The sequence below is a fragment of the Leifsonia sp. Leaf264 genome, from assembly GCF_001422325.1.
Classification (GTDB): Bacteria; Actinomycetota; Actinomycetes; order Actinomycetales; family Microbacteriaceae; genus Orlajensenia.
In genome coordinates this window covers 102,680-116,672 of the sequence record NZ_LMMR01000005.1, presented here as the reverse complement: position 1 = coordinate 116,672, position 13,993 = coordinate 102,680, and the positions used below count along the sequence as shown (strand labels likewise).

Sequence of the window (13,993 nt, the reverse complement as noted above, 5' to 3'; positions counted from 1 at the left end):
ATTGGCTGGAGCGGATTACTGCTATCCGCGCTTCAGGTTGACGACTTCCTCCAGGACGCTGTCGGAGGTGGTGATGATGCGGGCGTTCGCCTGGAAGGCGCGCTGGGCGACGATCAGGTTCGAGAACTCCTGCGACAGGTCGACGTTGCTCATCTCGACGTACCCGGCCGCGAGGGCACCGGTTCCGTTCTGGCCCGCGGTGGTGAGGGTGGAGGGCCCGGAGTTGACCGTCTCGCGGTAGGTGGATCCGCCAGCCTTCTCCAGTCCGCCGTAGTTGGTGAACGTCGCCAGCGCGATCCGGGCGATGTTCTCGGTGACACCGTTGGAGAAGGAACCGACCACGGTGCCGTCCGGGGCGATGGAGTACGAGTCGAGACCGCCGGCAGCGTGGCCGTCCTGTCCGTTGAGAGCGATGGTGGTGAGCTTCGCGAAGCCGGTGGTCTTGGACAGGTCGATGTCGACACCGCCGACGTTGACGGCGCCGCTGCCCGTGAGCGCTCCGCCGGTGTAGGAGAGGGACCCGCTGACGGTGGAGCCGTCGCCGACGTCCCAGCCTGCTGCGGTGCGCTCGAAGGTGATGCTGAGGACGCTCTTGTTGCCGGCGGCGTCGTAGACGTCGAGGTCGCGGACGAGGACGTCTCCGACTGCAGCGTCATCGGGGAGGTTTCCGGTGATCGTCGCCGCCGTGGTGGTGGTCGCCTTCGAGACGATGTTCAGGGGCAGCTGGATGTTCTGCAGGCCAGCACCCTGGTTGAGGACGCCGTCGGTGAACGTCCAACCCTGGACGAGCCCGCCCGAAGGGGTGACGAGACGGCCGTCGGTGTCGAAGTCGAACTCGCCGGCGCGCGTGTAGAGCGTCTCGCCGCCCTGCTTGACAGCGAACAGACCGTCGCCGGCGATCATCATGTCGCTGGCGCGACCGGTCGCCTTCGCGGAGCCCTGTGCGAAGTTCGTGGCGATGCCTGCCACCTGGACGCCGAGGCCGACCTGGGCGGGGTTGGTTCCGCCGACCTCGGGGGTGCCGGGGCCGGGGCCGCGCAGCAGCTGGCTGAGGGTGTCCTGGAACTGAACGGAGCTGGCCTTGAAGCCGGTGGTGTTCACGTTGGCGATGTTGTTGGCGGTGACGTCGAGCATCTTCTGGCTGGAGGACATTCCGGAGATTCCGGAACCGAGGGAGCGAAGCATGATGTGCCTTTCGGGTGTTGCTGGAGTGGTTAGTTGGTGACGCCGGAGATGACGTCGAGGTTGACCTGGACACCGTTGACGGTGACCTTGGGCGTTGAGTCCTTGTAGGAGACGGCGGTGGCTGTGCCGGTGATGTCCTTGCCGTCCGCGTCGGTGTAGCTGACCTGCTTGCCGATCAGGGCGGCAGCGGCGTTGCGCATCTGCAGTCCGAACGACTCGCTGGTCAAGTCCGACATCTCGGTGAGCTGCTCCATCTGGGCAAGAGACGAGGTCTGCTGCACCATCTGGGAGGAGTCCATCGGGTTGGACGGGTCCTGGTTCTGCATCTGGGTGATGAGGAGCTTGAGGAACATCTCGGAGTCCATCTCCTGCTTCGGAGCGCTGGTGCGCGCCGAACCGCTGGCGATGGAGGTGATCGAACCGTTGTAGGTCTGGTTCGAAATGGTTCCGGTGATCGCGTCGGTCATGGTGTCTCCTTACGCGAGAACATCGAGGGCGGAAGTGGGGATGTGCGCAGCGTTTCGCTGTGGCCTGTCACTGTGTGACTGTCGGCTGTCTCGGCGGTTGTCGTTAGCACCGGGTTCGCGGCGGTCGGAAGTGCCTCCGCCGTTGCCCTGGCTGAGGTCGCTGCCGCCGCGCCCGGCTGAGCCGCCGGTGGACTGGTCGGAGACTGTGACGGTGGCGTTCACCCCGGTGACTGCGAGGTCACGGCGGAGGTCTGCGAGAACCTGCTTGACCGCTTCGCGTCCGGTGGCGTCGGGAGTGAGAAGCTCGATGGAGATCTTCTGTCCGTCCACATGGGCTTTCACGGTGACGGGCCCGAGGTTGTCCGGGTTGACCTTCACGATGAGGGTGTGGTCGCCGTTGCCGGCGGTGGCGAGCCGGACGACGGGCTGGGCGAGCTGGGTGTTCAGCGGGAGAGGTGCGGCTGCCGCCTGTACCTGTTGGGCTGGGGCTGAAGGGCTTGCCTGCTGAACGGGTGCCGCCGGAGTCGGTGTGGGGGCAGCGGTGGCCGCGGGAGCTGCCGGCGTGGGTGCAGTCGCCTGCTGGCTGCCCTCGTCGGGCTCCTGTCCGGCGATCGGACCGACAGTAGTGGTCTGGGCGGGCTGAGTCTTCAGAGGAGACCCCGTGGCTGCGCTTGCTGATGGCCGGCCACTGTCGGCTGCGGTGAACTGCGCCGCCGAGGAGGTCGCCGCCGGAGTGGTGGGTGTCTCAGCTGAGACATTCACGACTGTTGACACCGACCGGGCAGGCTTGATCGTCGTGCTCGACTCGGCGGTTGCCGCCGGCTCGGCCTCGGGAGCTGGGGTGGCGGCCGAGCGACCCTGCGGGCTGACCGCTCCGTTGTCAGGCTCAACCTGGTCCGAACTTGTAGGTGCAGCGTCGGGCGAAACCACGGTCTGGGCCTGCTGGGTCAGCGTCGAAGGAAGCTGAGCTGGGACCAGGGGCGGAGTTGCGGCTCCAGCGTCGGAGGGGTTCCCGTCGTCAGTCGAGTCGGTCTCGTCGGGCTCATCGACGTCGTCGGGCGCTGCGGGTGCAGCGGCGGGTGCGGCTGCGGCAACAGCCGCCAGGAAGGCAGCTGGGGCCTCCAGGGTGGCGTCAGCGGGGGCAACCGGAACGCTGGCTGCAGGGCCGCTGCCGGCGGTGGTTTCGGCCTGAGCTGGCAACGTGGTGGCTGCTGGTGCGATCCCAGCGCTGGGCACAGTGGAGCCGTCCTGTGACTGCGCTGCCTGGCTGAACAGCTCTGCGAATGCTGACTGGTCTCCGCCGCCGCCGGCGGACCCCGCGGCGGGGCCGCTGGGAGGTGTGGGGGTGAACGATCCGATGAGTGGGATGGTCATGGTCACTTTCCGAAGGAGGACATCTGCATGGCTGTGATCAGATCCGACATGCTGTTCGTTGAGGTGCCAGCGGTGCCGTTCAGCATCTTCTGAAGCTCAGCGATCTGCTGGCTCTGGGTGCTGGCGGTGTTGCTGGCGGCCGCAGTCGCGGCGGGGGCGACGCGTCTGATCGTCTGAATGTCACTGTCGGTCAACCAGTTCTTTTGGTAAGAGACTGTGCGGCCTTCGGTGGGGGCGTGGACGACCATCCCGTCGCCGGCGTAGATGACGATGTGGTCGGAGTTGGTTGTCACGATGAGATCGCCGGGCTGTGCGTTGGCGAGACCGCCCTGAACTTCGGTGCCGATGGTGGCCTGCTCGTGAGCAAGTCGGGGAGCGTCGATGCCCTGCTGCTTCAGGACGTACTGGACGAGCCCGGAGCAGTCGAAACCGTCTTCAGGTGATTCCGCTCCGAACACGTACGGGATGCCGAGGTACTTCTTCGCTTCCTCGACGATCGACTCTCCGGTTGCCGTGCCGTTGGACGGGACGGTGTCGGTGACACTGCCGAGGGCAGTGGCGAACTCGGTCTCGCTGGTGCTGTTCACCGCTGTGGTCGCAGGTGTCTGCTCGGCAGGTGTGGTCAGTTCGACGATCTGGTTCTTGATCTCTTCGATGCGGCCGAGGGCTTCGCTGATAGGCATGGGGTGTTACTTGCTTTCTGGGTTTCGGGTGTGACGGGATGATGCGATTTCATCCAGGACGAGTTGCTCTTCGCGCAGTTCAGCGGCTAGCTGCTCGTCGGTGAAGCGGGTGTGGAGCTTCTCGAGGGATGATGTGTTCCGTTTCGCCTCGGCGAAGGCGGTCTGGGCTTCCTCGACTTCGGCCGCGCCCATCTTGATCAGGTGGTTGAAGTCGCTGATGCTGGCGGCGCTGGCGGCCCGGCTGGCGGCGATCGCACGGAGCGTGTCAACGTCGGTGGCTTCTGTTCCGAGGGAAGCGAGGCGATGCCGGACTCGGTCCTGGCTGACCTTGGATTCGCGGACTCGGTGGTTCGCCGCGGCCAGGCCGGCGGCTGCTTGGTCCTCCTGCATCTTGCGGATGCGGAGAAGTCCGATCAGGGACCATTGAGCCATCAGGCCACCGCCTTGATCATTCCGGCGAGGTTCGCGAGCTCAGCCCACGACTTCTCCGGGGGTGTCTGGTCGTCCATGCGCTGGCGGAGGAAGTCGGTGATCTGCTCGTCGTAGGTGACCGCGGCATCCACCATCAGGTTCGCTCCGGCCTGGTACATGCCGACGTCGAGAAGGTCCTGGGCCTGCTTCTTCGCGTCGAGGGCTCGGCGGAGGGTTGTGGCGTCATCCTGACGGTTGCGGGGGTTCACCTTCGACGCGACGCGGCTGATGGAGCCGAGAGCGTCAATGGCGGGGAAGTGCCCCTGAACGGCGAACTTGCGGTCAAGGACGATGTGCCCGTCGAGGATGGAGCGGGCTGCGTCGGCGATCGGTTCGTTGTGGTCGTCTCCGTCCACCAGCACCGTGTACATGCCGGTGACGGAGCCGCGCTCCGCCGTACCTGCGCGCTCGAGCAGCTGAGCGAGGATCGCGAATGTCGATGGTGGATACCCGCGTGTTGCAGGCGGCTCGCCGACTGACAGGCCGATCTCTCGCTGTGCCATCGCGACTCTGGTGAGGGAGTCCATCATCAGCATCACATCGGCGCCGGCGTCGCGGAACGTCTCCGCGATACGGGTGGCAGTGAAAGCTGCACGGAGACGCATCAGCGCGGGTTCGTCGCTGGTCGCGACGATGACGACGCTGCGTGCGAGCCCTTCCTCACCGAGGTCGTCTTCGAGGAACTCGCGGACCTCACGGCCGCGCTCTCCGACGAGGGCGATGACGGACAGTTGAGCTTCGGTTCCGCGCGCGATCATTGACAGCAGGCTGGACTTGCCGACACCGGAGCCGGCGAACAGGCCCATGCGCTGTCCGCGACCCACAGTGGTCAGGGTGTCCAGGACGCGAACACCAGTGGAGAGCGGCGTGTCGATGCGGGCGCGCAGCATGGAGTTGGGGGATTCGTTGTGGATGGGCACCCATGTGTCAACGTCCAGCGGTCCTTTGCCGTCGATGGGGCGGCCTAGTCCGTCGAGGACACGGCCGAACAGGGCGCCGCCTGTGGGAACAAGCGCTGGTGCGTTCTTCGTCCGGGCGGGGGATCCGGCGCGGATGCCGGAGATCCGGCCGAGCGGCATGCAGCGGGCGGCGTCGCGGTTGACTGCGACCACTTCCACGTCCACCGGTTCGGTGTCTCCGATGGTGATGAGGTCTCCGACGGCGACGTCGAGCCCCTGCACGTCGAGGGACAGCCCGACGACCGAGGAGACTTCCCCGACGAGCTCGGGGCGTCCGGCGGCGGCCGCAGCCTGGAACCGCTCGGAGAGGCTGACGGTGGTCATGCGGCACGTCCGTTCAGTTCCGCCTGTGCGCGCTGGACGGCCGTTGTGATCGTCGCGTCGATGTAGCCGACAGGGAGGGTCGCGACGGCGTCACCACGGGCGAGAGACGGATCTGCACGGAACTCGACGTCGTTCCCGGCGACCCGGGGGTCGTCCTGGATGACGGAGAGGTCGACCGGGTTCATTCGGACTGTGATGATGGCTGCGGATGACGGGTGTGCGAACACTCGCGTGATTGCGGAGGTCGCACTCGTCTCACCGTCTGACAGTTCTGCTCCGAGGATGGCTTCGGCGAGCTGGAGGCCCGCTGCGAGTACGGTCTCCTCGGCTTCCTGGGCGACGGGGATGACGACTGCGTGGACGGCGGCCGCCGCGCGGTCGAAAGCCTGCACAGCCAGAGCCGTGCGCGCCTCCGACTGCATGCGGATTGCTTCGGACTCAGCGGTCAGCTGCGCACGTTGCTCGGCGAGCTCCTGCTCAGCTTTCCGCTGCCCTTCGGCGTACCCGACAGCGAACCCGCGGGTCTGTGCGGCGGAAGCTTCCGCCGCATCTGTGTCGCTGACCGTCAGGTCGGGGAAAGCGACAGCGGTGAACATGTCAGTCAACGAAGCCGTCCTCGTCGCCGCGGTGCACGGTGATCGCGCCCTGCTCTTCGAGTCCGCGGATGGCGCGGACGATCTCAGCGCGGGCCTCTTCGACCTGCGACTGACGGATCGGGCCCATGGCGTCGAGCTCGTCGTCGAGGAGCTCACGGTTGCGCTCCGACAGGTTCTCGCGGATCTTCTGCTGGACCGGGTCCGGGGCGCCCTTCATGGCGGTTGCCAGGATGACAGCGTCGATGCCGCGGAGGACCTGCTGGACGTCGCGCGCCTCCAGCTTGATGATGTCGAGGAACGTCAGCAGCTTCGAGCGGATCTCTTCAGCCAGTGCCGGGTTGCGGAGGTCGAGGCCGGCGAGGACCGCCTTCTCCGTCTCCACGGGGGCCCGGTTGATGATGTCGACGAGCGGCTGGACGCCACCGACGACCTCCGCCTGGCTGCGAGTGCCTACGACGGCTGCTGCGCGGGACTTCAACGACGACGCGATCGCGGAGATGGCTTCCGGTGTGGCGGAGGTGGTCTCGGCGATGCATTCGGCGATGTCGGTGCGGAGCGGGTCACGCAGCTCGGACATGATGTTGGAGGCGTGCGCGGACGGGAGGTGCACCATGACCAAGGCGATCGTCTGCGGCAGCTCCCCTTCCAGGAGCGCTGCAACCTGGCCGGGGTCGACCGTGTAGAGGAACTCGAACGACCGACCGGCCATGGAGTTAGTGACCCGGTGCATCAGGCCGGCGGCCTTCTCTCCGCCGAGGGCGAGGGAGAGCAGCTCCTCAGCCTTGTCCTTGCCGCCTCGTGCGCCGACTCGACCGTCGAGGGCGAGGGCGTAGAAGTCGTCGAGGACGGCTTCGGTGACGTCGGCGGATACCTTCTGCATCCGCACGATCGCGGAGGCGATCTCCTCGTGCTCCTCCTCGCTGAGCTCCTGGAGCATCCCGGCGGCTGCGTCGGAGTCGAGGTTCATGAGGATGATCGCGGTCTTCTCCGGACCGGTCAGCTCGTTCTTGATGGTGCTCATGCTCCGGGCCTTTCATCGCTCAGTGCGCGCAGGAACGCTGCGGTTCTGGTGGGGTCGTTCTTGGCGAGACGGTTGATCTCGGCACGCTTGACGTCGATCGACGGCGGTGCGGCGACGGGGAGTTCCTCGTCGATGACTTCGGGGAGTTCAGCCTGTTCGATGGTGTCGGTCTCGGTGAGGAGTCCGTCGATCTCGATCGGTTCGCGTGTCTGGCGTCCGCGGCGGAAGAACAGGATGAGGCCGAGTCCGAGGAGGAGGACGATCGATCCGGCGATGATTCCGGTGCGGGTCAGGTCGGCGACGCGGTCGCCTTCCTGCTGCTCGCGGGCCTGGTCGAGGGCGTCCTGGGCTGCTTTCGCGCTGGTGTCGTTGAATCCGACCATCTGCACGGCGACGCTGTCACCGCGGTCGGTGTCGATGCCGGCTGCTGCGGCTACGAGAGCTTGGATGTCAGCCTTGGAGAAGTCCGCGGCTGCCTTCTTGTCGATGGCGACGGAGACGGTCTGCTTGGCGACAGCGCCGGCGGGGATGCTGCGCACCTCGGTGGTCTTGTCGACGGCGTTGTTCTTCACCGACTTCGTGGACTCGTAGTTGCCGTTGCCGTCCTCGCCCTCGGGGACTGCGATGTTGTCCGGTCCGAGGACTCCGGTGGCTGTGGAGCCGCTGCCGGTGTACTTCTCGGTGTCGGTCGACTCGCTGAGCGGGTCGACGTCCTTCGGCTGGGAGAACTTCTCGCTGGTGACCTGTGCGGTCTCGTTGGACACGGTCGCTGACACTGCAACGGTGGAGCTTCCGCTGCCGACGATGCGGTCGAGCATGGCCTGCACGTTGGTGCGAACCTTCTCCTCGTAGTCGGAGGCCTGCTTGTCAGCAGAGCCGGACGTTCCGGCGCCGATCGTGGACAGGACGTTGCCTTCCGCGTCGACGACGGAGACGTCCTCGGCCTTCATGCCTTCGATGGAGGCGGATACGAGGTGGCCGATTGCGTTGACCTGGTCGGTGGAGAGGGTGACGCCGGCCTTCGTGTCGATGAACACGCTGGCGGTGGGGTCCTGCTTCTCGTCGACGAAGACGGAGTCCTTCGGGATGGCCAGCTGTACCTTCGCGAGCTGGATGCCGTCGAGGGCGGAGATGGTGTTCTCCAGCTCACCTTCCATGGCGCGCTTCAGCGTGGTGTTCTGCTGGAACTCGGAGGAGGTGACGCCCATCTTGTCGAGCAGGGAGTAGCCGCCTGTTGAGGAGGACGGCAGGCCAGCGGAGGCTGCCTTCAGTCGCTCGTCGTAGACGGATTCCTGCGGGACCATGATGGTGTTGCCGCCGTCTGCGAGCTCGTACGCGACCTTGTCGGTCTTGAGCTGGTCGACGATGGCGGAAGCGTCTTCGGCGGCGAGGCCGGTGAACAGAGGGGTCATGCTCGGCTTGGACGCGAAGGATGTGAGGGCGAACACTCCGAGGCCGAGGACGGCGATCAGGATGATCGCGATGGTCTTCTGTGCGGTGGAGAACCCGGCGGCTGAGTCTTTCAGGCGCGTCAGGATGGCGGTGATCTGCTTGGGCATCAGGCCTGCAACCTCATGATCTCGTTGAACCCTTCGACGAACTTCCCGCGGACAGCGGAGACGAGCTCAAGCTGGACCTGCGCGCGGGTGGCTGCGATGGTGGCGTCGTGGATGTCGTCGAGGTCGCCGGTGACGGCCTGGACGGCTTTGGTCTTCGCGTCGCCTTGGAGTGACTGGCTGTAGTCGATTGCGCCAGCGAGGGAGGCGGCGAAGTTGTCACCTCCGCTGGGGGCGGCGACAGCAGGTGCTTCGGTGATGTAACCGGTTCCGGTCACACCTTCCACTGCTGCGATGGGGGTGATGGGCATTATGCGTGTCCGATCTTGATTCCGGCCTGGGCGATGGATTGTGAGCGATCGATCGCGGCTGCGTTCGCCTGGTAGGCGCGCTGCGCCATGATGAGCTGGCTCATCTGGGAGCTGAGATCGATGTCTGGGTAGCGGACATAGCCGTTCTCGTCGGCGAGAGGGTTGTCGGGTTCGTAAGCGAGTCGGCCCTCTGCGTCGCCGAATCGGGTGGCTTTCACGTAGACGCCGTCGCCGTTCTCACCAGCCTGCACTTCGATGTAGCGGGCCTGGAAGGCGTTGCCGTCGGTCGGGGCTGCGGTGTTGATGTTGGCGATGTTGTCGGCGATCGCATCCAGCCACTTGCGGTTCACGGTGAGGCCGGTGCCGGAGATTCCGATGGAGTCGAAGGCGGTCATCAGCTCGTCCCCAGCACGCTTCGGACGGACTTGAACTCGTCGTTGATGGCCTGTGTGGCGAACTGGTACCGGAGGACCGTGTCGATCGCGGAGACGGTTTCCGTGTCTAGGTTGACGTTGTTGCCGTCGTGGCGGGTGGGTTCCAGGGACAGCTTCGACGTGTAGTCGGCTGCTCCGTCGCCGGCAGCGACCGAGGCGCGGAGCTGGTCCTCGAACTGGACTCGTGAAGCCTGGAAGTTGGGGGTGTTGATGTTGGCGATGTTGTTGTTGATCGCACGGTTGCGTGCGGCAAGGCCGTCGGCGGCGCTCGTCAGCGCGTTGATGGTGACGGAATCGGTCACGGTTGGTACCTAACGTGAGTGGTGGTGCGGCCGAATCCGTGGCCAGAAGTTGGTGAGCAATCCGTGCTCACTTCTAGCTATCGGCCGCCACCGCCGTTTCGTTAGATCGGGTGGTGTGCGGGCAAGGCTGGCCTATCTCTTGCCTTGCCCCACACTCATGTGCGGACTGCTGAGCTTTTACTCAAGCGGTCTGGTCGAGGTAGACCGGAGTCTTCTGCTTCTTCGGGACCTGGCGGAGGGCGGCGAGGTGCTTGCCGACTTCCTCCTGCTCTGCGGCCAGTTCGGAGATGAGGGTCGTCTGCAGTCCGATGAGCCTCCGGGCCCGGTCGGCGAACTTCTCCGGCACCGGTCCCAGGTCTTCCGGGGCACGCCAGGTGTGCTCGTCCGGGGCGACGCGGCGGGCGGACGCGTACGAGTAGTCGAGTTCCAGTTCAGTGAGGTAGTCGTCCCACTTCTGTTCGGTGTTCTCAGGCATTGAAGGCTCCAGACATGTGCTCAGCGGGGAGGCTGGCTGCTGCCGCCTTCCACGCCTCGTGGATTTCGCCGATGAGTACCAGGCACTCCTCGGTCAGGGTGATGTTGCGGTTGATGTTCGCCTTGACGAGAGACTGGCTGACGTACTCGTAGATGGCGTACAGGCGCTCTCCGCCATCCCACGCGTCCACGTCGAGGGCGATCTGCAGCTCGGTGACCAGTGCTTGGGCATGCACCAGCTGGTTGTGCGCCTCTGCCCAGTTCTGCTCCTCCTGGGCGGCCTTGGCGCGCTCCAGGTCGAGCATCAGCCGGTCGTACGCCATCAGGACGATCTGACGCGGAGTCGCGGACTGGTTGGCACTTCGTTTGTACGCCTTCAGTGCGGCATTCATATGGTGTTCCTTTTGCGGGGGAGGGTGGTACTACTTGGACTTCGCCGACGCCGTCAACGCCTCGAACGAGGAGTTGAGGCTGGACAGCTGGCTGTTCAGGTTCGACATCGAAACCTCCAGCTGTGCGTACTGGCGTTCCAGCGCCGACTGGCGGATCGCGAGGCGGTCATCCCACTTCGAGATCTGGGTGTTCATGTCAGTAACGAGCGCCTGCTGGTTCTGGATCTTCTTCGTCAGCGCGCCGTCGTACTTGTCGGAGATCTTGGCGGCAGCGTCCTGGACCCGGGTGGCCAAACCGCTGAACACGGCGTCGACCTTGTCGGGGTTCGCCTTGATTGCCGCAGCGAACTTGTCCGCGTCGAAGCTGAGAACTCCGGACTTGTCGAAGGAGATGCCGATCTCCGACGGGCTGACACCGTTGACGGGGTACTGGACGGCATCGTGGAGCTGCTGGTTCGACTGGCGCACCAGCGGGTCTGCCGTGAACGTTCCACCGGTGGTGGTGGTCTTGCCGTCAGAGTCGGTGGTGGAGCTCGTGGCTGAACGGCCCTTGACGAACGCGAAAAGCGAGGACAGCTGGTCCACGAAGCTCTTCGCGTTGGCTGCGGTGGCGGCGGTGTCCTGCTCGACGGAGATGTGAACCGGGTCTGCGGATGCCTTGGCGACGGTGATGTTCACGCCCTCGACGACACCGGTGAAGGTGTTGGAGGAGCTGGTGACCTTCTGCTGGGCGGCGGTGCCGGCGAACAGGGTGATCTCCGCGTCGGCGCCCTGGGAGATGACTGCGGCACCGGAGTCGGAGAGCAGGTTGGTGGCCGTTCCACCGTCGACAGCCGCCTTGGATCCTCGGTAGACCTCGAAGGCTGCTTCCTCACCGGGTGCTGTGGCTCCGAACTGGATGCGGTACAGCGGGTTGCCGGAGCCGTCGACTCCGGAGGCGACCTTCGTCGCTTTGACGCCGGCGGTCGAGTTGTTGACTGCCCGGACGACATCGTCGATGGTGCCGGGGGAAGCTGTCACCTCGGTCTTGGTGCCATCTGAGCTGACGAATGTCAGTGTGGCGGGGGATTCGGGCCAGGAGGTCATGGCGCCGCTGACCACAGTGTGGGTGCTGGCTGTCTTGTCGACGACGATGTCGAGGTCGGTGGGCTTGGCTGTCCCTGTCGCGGCGATGGTGACGTTCGCGCTGGAGGACGTGGTCTTGAAAGCGTGGACCGTTGTGACGTCGGAAGCCTTCTTGGCTGCGTCGACGAGGGCGGCGATCCTGGTGTTGAGGGACTGGAGGTCTGTGACCGACGACTGAGTCGTGGCGACCTTCTTCTGCAGCAGTACCTGCGGCTGCTTCTCGGCGCTCATGAGCGCGGAGATGAGGGTTGTTGTGTCGAGACCCGAGACGAGTCCGGGGAGTGCGATGCTGCCTGTCAAGGTTCCGGTGTTCCTGTTCTCGGGGTGTAGCGGATGTTTCTGGTGGTGAAAGGGTGAGAGCCTGGCGGCTGTCGCGAGGGAAGAGGTCCAGTTCTTCCCCCGCTAGACCGCCAGGCTCTGCTGCTGGCTGGTTACGGCTTAGCCGAGCAGCTTGAGGATGCCCTGGCCGGACTGGTTGGCCTGCGCGAGCATCGAGACACCAGCCTGCGAGAGGATGTTGTTCTTGGTGAACGTCACCATCTCGGCAGCCATGTCGGTGTCGCGGATGCGGCTCTCAGCAGCGGCGAGGTTCTCACCGGAGACGGCCAGCGACTGGGTCGCCGACTCGAAGCGGTTCTGCTGCGAACCGAGGTCAGCGCGGGTCTCCGAGACAGCCTTGATCGCGGCGTCGATGGCCGTGATCGAGGTGTTCGCAGCGGCGTTGTCCGTGACGTCGAAGTCGCCGGAGCCGTCGGTGCCGTCGGTCGACGCGAGAGCGCCGACGTTGGTGTTGACGTTGGCGAGGTCGACCTCGACGACGTCGCTGGCGGTGGTGTTGTCACCGGCGCCGACCTGGAACGACTTCGTGCCGCCCTGGAGCAGCTTGATGCCGTTGAAGTTCGTCGAGTCCTGGATGCGCCACAGCTCGTTGCCGAGTGCGTCCGCCTCCTTCTTGATGGCCGCGCGGGAGTCGTCGTTGTTCGAGTCGTTGGCGCCCTGGACCGCGAGGTCGCGCATGCGGTGCAGGATGTTGTGCACCTCGGTGAGGGCACCTTCCGACGTCTGGATGACGGAGATGCCGTCCTGAGCGTTGCGCTGGGCGACCTTCGTGCCGGAGATCTGCGAACGCAGACCCTCGGAGATGGCCAGACCAGCAGCGTCGTCAGCCGCACGGTTGATGCGGAGACCGCTGGAGAGCTTCTCGAGCGACTTCGCGAGGCCGTTCTGGGTGGAGTTGAGGTTGCGGTTGGCGTTGAGGGCCGACACGTTGGTGTTGATCTGAGATCCCATGGGTTTTCTTCTTCCTGAAAGTGGGGGTTGGTTCACCGACCCATCCGTGGGCCAGCAATAACCACCATCGGGATGGCCGGCCGGGTGGTTAGTGCCTGACCAAACTTTTTCTGAACTTTTTTCTGGAGCCGCTGAATGCAGCGATTCCGGGTACGGAAATGGCGGGCGAGGAGTCCCTCACCCGCCATCCGTGTCCTGCACTTCAGAGGGCCATGGCCGGCATCCGCAGGTTGGCGGTGAGCTTGTCAGCGAGGGTGGAGAGGTATTCGGTGCGTCGCGGCGAGGGTCGCTTGGCTGCCTCGGGCTCCTCGTCGCCGAACATGTTGTCGCCGTCCGGGTAGAACTTCTCGAACCCGGCACGCAGCAGGCGGACGGCTTCGGTTCGCTGCTGCGACACGGCGGAGTGGGTGACTCCGAGTTCGTCTGCGACGTCACCGACGGGGCGGTCGTTCAGGTACACCTCCTGGACGATGAAGCGGAGCTTCTCCGGGAGGGACTCGATCGCGGTGCGGAGGATGGTGAGGCGTTCCTCGACGAGGATGTCCTCGCCGGGCAGGACGATGTCGGCGGCGAGCACTTCCACGAACTGTTCGACTCCGACGACCCGGCGGCTGCTGAGAGCCATCGCCTCGCCTGCAGCTTCCCGGGAGACGCCGAGTGCGCCGGCGAGCTCGCCCACCGTGGCGTCGCGGCCGAGGTCGGCGGCGAGGGACTCCAGCACGGAGAGTGTCGCCTTGATCTGGGTGCGGGTGGTCCGCTTCGCCCAGTCGTTGGCTCGCATCTCGTCCTTGATGCCGCCGATGATGCGCTCACGGGCGTAGGCGCCGAAGGGGATGCCGCGCTCTGGCTCGAACGAGTCGACAGCCTGGATGAGTGCGATGCACCCAGCCTGGGCGAGGTCCTCTCGGGAGAGGTTGGTGGCGCCGGCCATGACCTTGTTCACAAGGTAGCCGACGAGGGGGATGTTGTTTTCAACCATGCGGTTGCGTTCTTGGCGATTCAAATTGCTGGACCTTACGTTTGATGCCG

The 13,993-nt window shown here is 65.3% G+C and carries 17 protein-coding genes; all 17 read right to left on the bottom strand.

All coding sequences use genetic code 11. The features are described 5' to 3' along the window. Positions 1-21: 21 nt before the first annotated feature. Complete coding sequence (locus ASF30_RS09570; RefSeq protein ID WP_055905267.1) at positions 22-1,185, bottom strand: flagellar hook protein FlgE; 1,164 nt, start codon at positions 1,183-1,185, stop codon at positions 22-24. A gap of 29 nt (positions 1,186-1,214) precedes the next feature. Next, positions 1,215-1,652, bottom strand: coding sequence for a flagellar hook assembly protein FlgD (locus tag ASF30_RS09565; protein ID WP_055905264.1), 438 nt, complete (start codon positions 1,650-1,652; stop codon positions 1,215-1,217). Between the two features lie 9 nt (positions 1,653-1,661). Next, complete coding sequence (locus ASF30_RS09560; protein WP_055905261.1) at positions 1,662-3,026, bottom strand: flagellar hook-length control protein FliK; 1,365 nt, start codon at positions 3,024-3,026, stop codon at positions 1,662-1,664. A gap of 2 nt (positions 3,027-3,028) precedes the next feature. Further along, positions 3,029-3,709: a C40 family peptidase gene (locus ASF30_RS09555; protein WP_055905258.1), complete on the bottom strand. Its 681-nt coding sequence runs from the start codon at positions 3,707-3,709 to the stop codon at positions 3,029-3,031. A gap of 6 nt (positions 3,710-3,715) precedes the next feature. Beyond that, positions 3,716-4,141 (bottom strand): flagellar FliJ family protein, encoded by a 426-nt coding sequence (locus ASF30_RS09550; RefSeq protein ID WP_055905255.1) that lies wholly within the window; start codon positions 4,139-4,141, stop codon positions 3,716-3,718. Continuing rightward, the gene (locus ASF30_RS09545) at positions 4,141-5,463 is read right to left on the bottom strand and encodes a FliI/YscN family ATPase (protein WP_055905252.1); all 1,323 of its coding nucleotides are present in this window, start codon (positions 5,461-5,463) and stop codon (positions 4,141-4,143) included. Before ASF30_RS09545 ends, ASF30_RS09550 begins: the two co-directional genes overlap by 1 nt. Then, positions 5,460-6,059 (bottom strand): FliH/SctL family protein, encoded by a 600-nt coding sequence (locus ASF30_RS09540; RefSeq protein ID WP_055905249.1) that lies wholly within the window; start codon positions 6,057-6,059, stop codon positions 5,460-5,462. The genes ASF30_RS09545 and ASF30_RS09540 overlap by 4 nt, the downstream gene beginning before the upstream one ends. Before the next feature lies 1 nt (position 6,060). Continuing rightward, entirely contained in the window at positions 6,061-7,080 is a 1,020-nt protein-coding gene (gene fliG, locus ASF30_RS09535) for a flagellar motor switch protein FliG (protein WP_055905246.1), read from the bottom strand. Next, positions 7,077-8,639, bottom strand: coding sequence for a flagellar basal-body MS-ring/collar protein FliF (gene fliF / locus ASF30_RS09530; protein ID WP_055905243.1), 1,563 nt, complete (start codon positions 8,637-8,639; stop codon positions 7,077-7,079). Before fliF ends, fliG begins: the two co-directional genes overlap by 4 nt. Then, entirely contained in the window at positions 8,639-8,947 is a 309-nt protein-coding gene (locus ASF30_RS09525) for a flagellar hook-basal body complex protein FliE (protein WP_055905239.1), read from the bottom strand. Before ASF30_RS09525 ends, fliF begins: the two co-directional genes overlap by 1 nt. Beyond that, the gene (locus tag ASF30_RS09520) at positions 8,947-9,342 is read right to left on the bottom strand and encodes a flagellar basal body rod protein FlgC (RefSeq protein WP_055905236.1); all 396 of its coding nucleotides are present in this window, start codon (positions 9,340-9,342) and stop codon (positions 8,947-8,949) included. Before ASF30_RS09520 ends, ASF30_RS09525 begins: the two co-directional genes overlap by 1 nt. Continuing rightward, positions 9,342-9,683, bottom strand: coding sequence for a flagellar basal body rod protein FlgB (locus tag ASF30_RS09515; RefSeq protein WP_055905233.1), 342 nt, complete (start codon positions 9,681-9,683; stop codon positions 9,342-9,344). The genes ASF30_RS09520 and ASF30_RS09515 overlap by 1 nt, the downstream gene beginning before the upstream one ends. 181 nt (positions 9,684-9,864) lie before the next feature. Continuing rightward, positions 9,865-10,158: a hypothetical protein gene (locus ASF30_RS09510; protein ID WP_055905230.1), complete on the bottom strand. Its 294-nt coding sequence runs from the start codon at positions 10,156-10,158 to the stop codon at positions 9,865-9,867. Further along, positions 10,151-10,549 (bottom strand): flagellar export chaperone FliS, encoded by a 399-nt coding sequence (gene fliS, locus ASF30_RS09505; RefSeq protein ID WP_055905227.1) that lies wholly within the window; start codon positions 10,547-10,549, stop codon positions 10,151-10,153. Before fliS ends, ASF30_RS09510 begins: the two co-directional genes overlap by 8 nt. A gap of 30 nt (positions 10,550-10,579) precedes the next feature. Then, a complete protein-coding gene (gene fliD / locus ASF30_RS09500; RefSeq protein WP_055905224.1) occupies positions 10,580-11,974 on the bottom strand; it encodes a flagellar filament capping protein FliD in 1,395 nt (464 codons plus the stop codon). Between the two features lie 138 nt (positions 11,975-12,112). Then, a complete protein-coding gene (locus tag ASF30_RS09495; protein ID WP_055905222.1) occupies positions 12,113-12,964 on the bottom strand; it encodes a flagellin N-terminal helical domain-containing protein in 852 nt (283 codons plus the stop codon). A 202-nt stretch (positions 12,965-13,166) separates the two neighbouring features. After that, the gene (locus tag ASF30_RS09490) at positions 13,167-13,943 is read right to left on the bottom strand and encodes a sigma-70 family RNA polymerase sigma factor (RefSeq protein WP_082467667.1); all 777 of its coding nucleotides are present in this window, start codon (positions 13,941-13,943) and stop codon (positions 13,167-13,169) included. Between the last annotated feature and the right edge of the window lie 50 nt (positions 13,944-13,993).

Coding starts and splice junctions, on each gene's coding strand:
- fliG (WP_055905246.1), bottom strand. CDS start 7,080: ATGAGCACCATCAAGAACGAGCTGACCGGTCCGGAGAAGACCGCGATC.
- ASF30_RS09520 (WP_055905236.1), bottom strand. CDS start 9,342: ATGACCGCCTTCGACTCCATCGGAATCTCCGGCACCGGCCTCACCGTG.
- ASF30_RS09525 (WP_055905239.1), bottom strand. CDS start 8,947: ATGCCCATCACCCCCATCGCAGCAGTGGAAGGTGTGACCGGAACCGGT.
- ASF30_RS09510 (WP_055905230.1), bottom strand. CDS start 10,158: ATGCCTGAGAACACCGAACAGAAGTGGGACGACTACCTCACTGAACTG.
- fliF (WP_055905243.1), bottom strand. CDS start 8,639: ATGCCCAAGCAGATCACCGCCATCCTGACGCGCCTGAAAGACTCAGCC.
- fliS (WP_055905227.1), bottom strand. CDS start 10,549: ATGAATGCCGCACTGAAGGCGTACAAACGAAGTGCCAACCAGTCCGCG.
- ASF30_RS09570 (WP_055905267.1), bottom strand. CDS start 1,185: ATGCTTCGCTCCCTCGGTTCCGGAATCTCCGGAATGTCCTCCAGCCAG.
- ASF30_RS09490 (WP_082467667.1), bottom strand. CDS start 13,943: ATGGTTGAAAACAACATCCCCCTCGTCGGCTACCTTGTGAACAAGGTC.
- ASF30_RS09555 (WP_055905258.1), bottom strand. CDS start 3,709: ATGCCTATCAGCGAAGCCCTCGGCCGCATCGAAGAGATCAAGAACCAG.
- ASF30_RS09550 (WP_055905255.1), bottom strand. CDS start 4,141: ATGGCTCAATGGTCCCTGATCGGACTTCTCCGCATCCGCAAGATGCAG.
- ASF30_RS09565 (WP_055905264.1), bottom strand. CDS start 1,652: ATGACCGACGCGATCACCGGAACCATTTCGAACCAGACCTACAACGGT.
- ASF30_RS09495 (WP_055905222.1), bottom strand. CDS start 12,964: ATGGGATCTCAGATCAACACCAACGTGTCGGCCCTCAACGCCAACCGC.
- ASF30_RS09545 (WP_055905252.1), bottom strand. CDS start 5,463: ATGACCACCGTCAGCCTCTCCGAGCGGTTCCAGGCTGCGGCCGCCGCC.
- ASF30_RS09560 (WP_055905261.1), bottom strand. CDS start 3,026: ATGACCATCCCACTCATCGGATCGTTCACCCCCACACCTCCCAGCGGC.
- ASF30_RS09540 (WP_055905249.1), bottom strand. CDS start 6,059: ATGTTCACCGCTGTCGCTTTCCCCGACCTGACGGTCAGCGACACAGAT.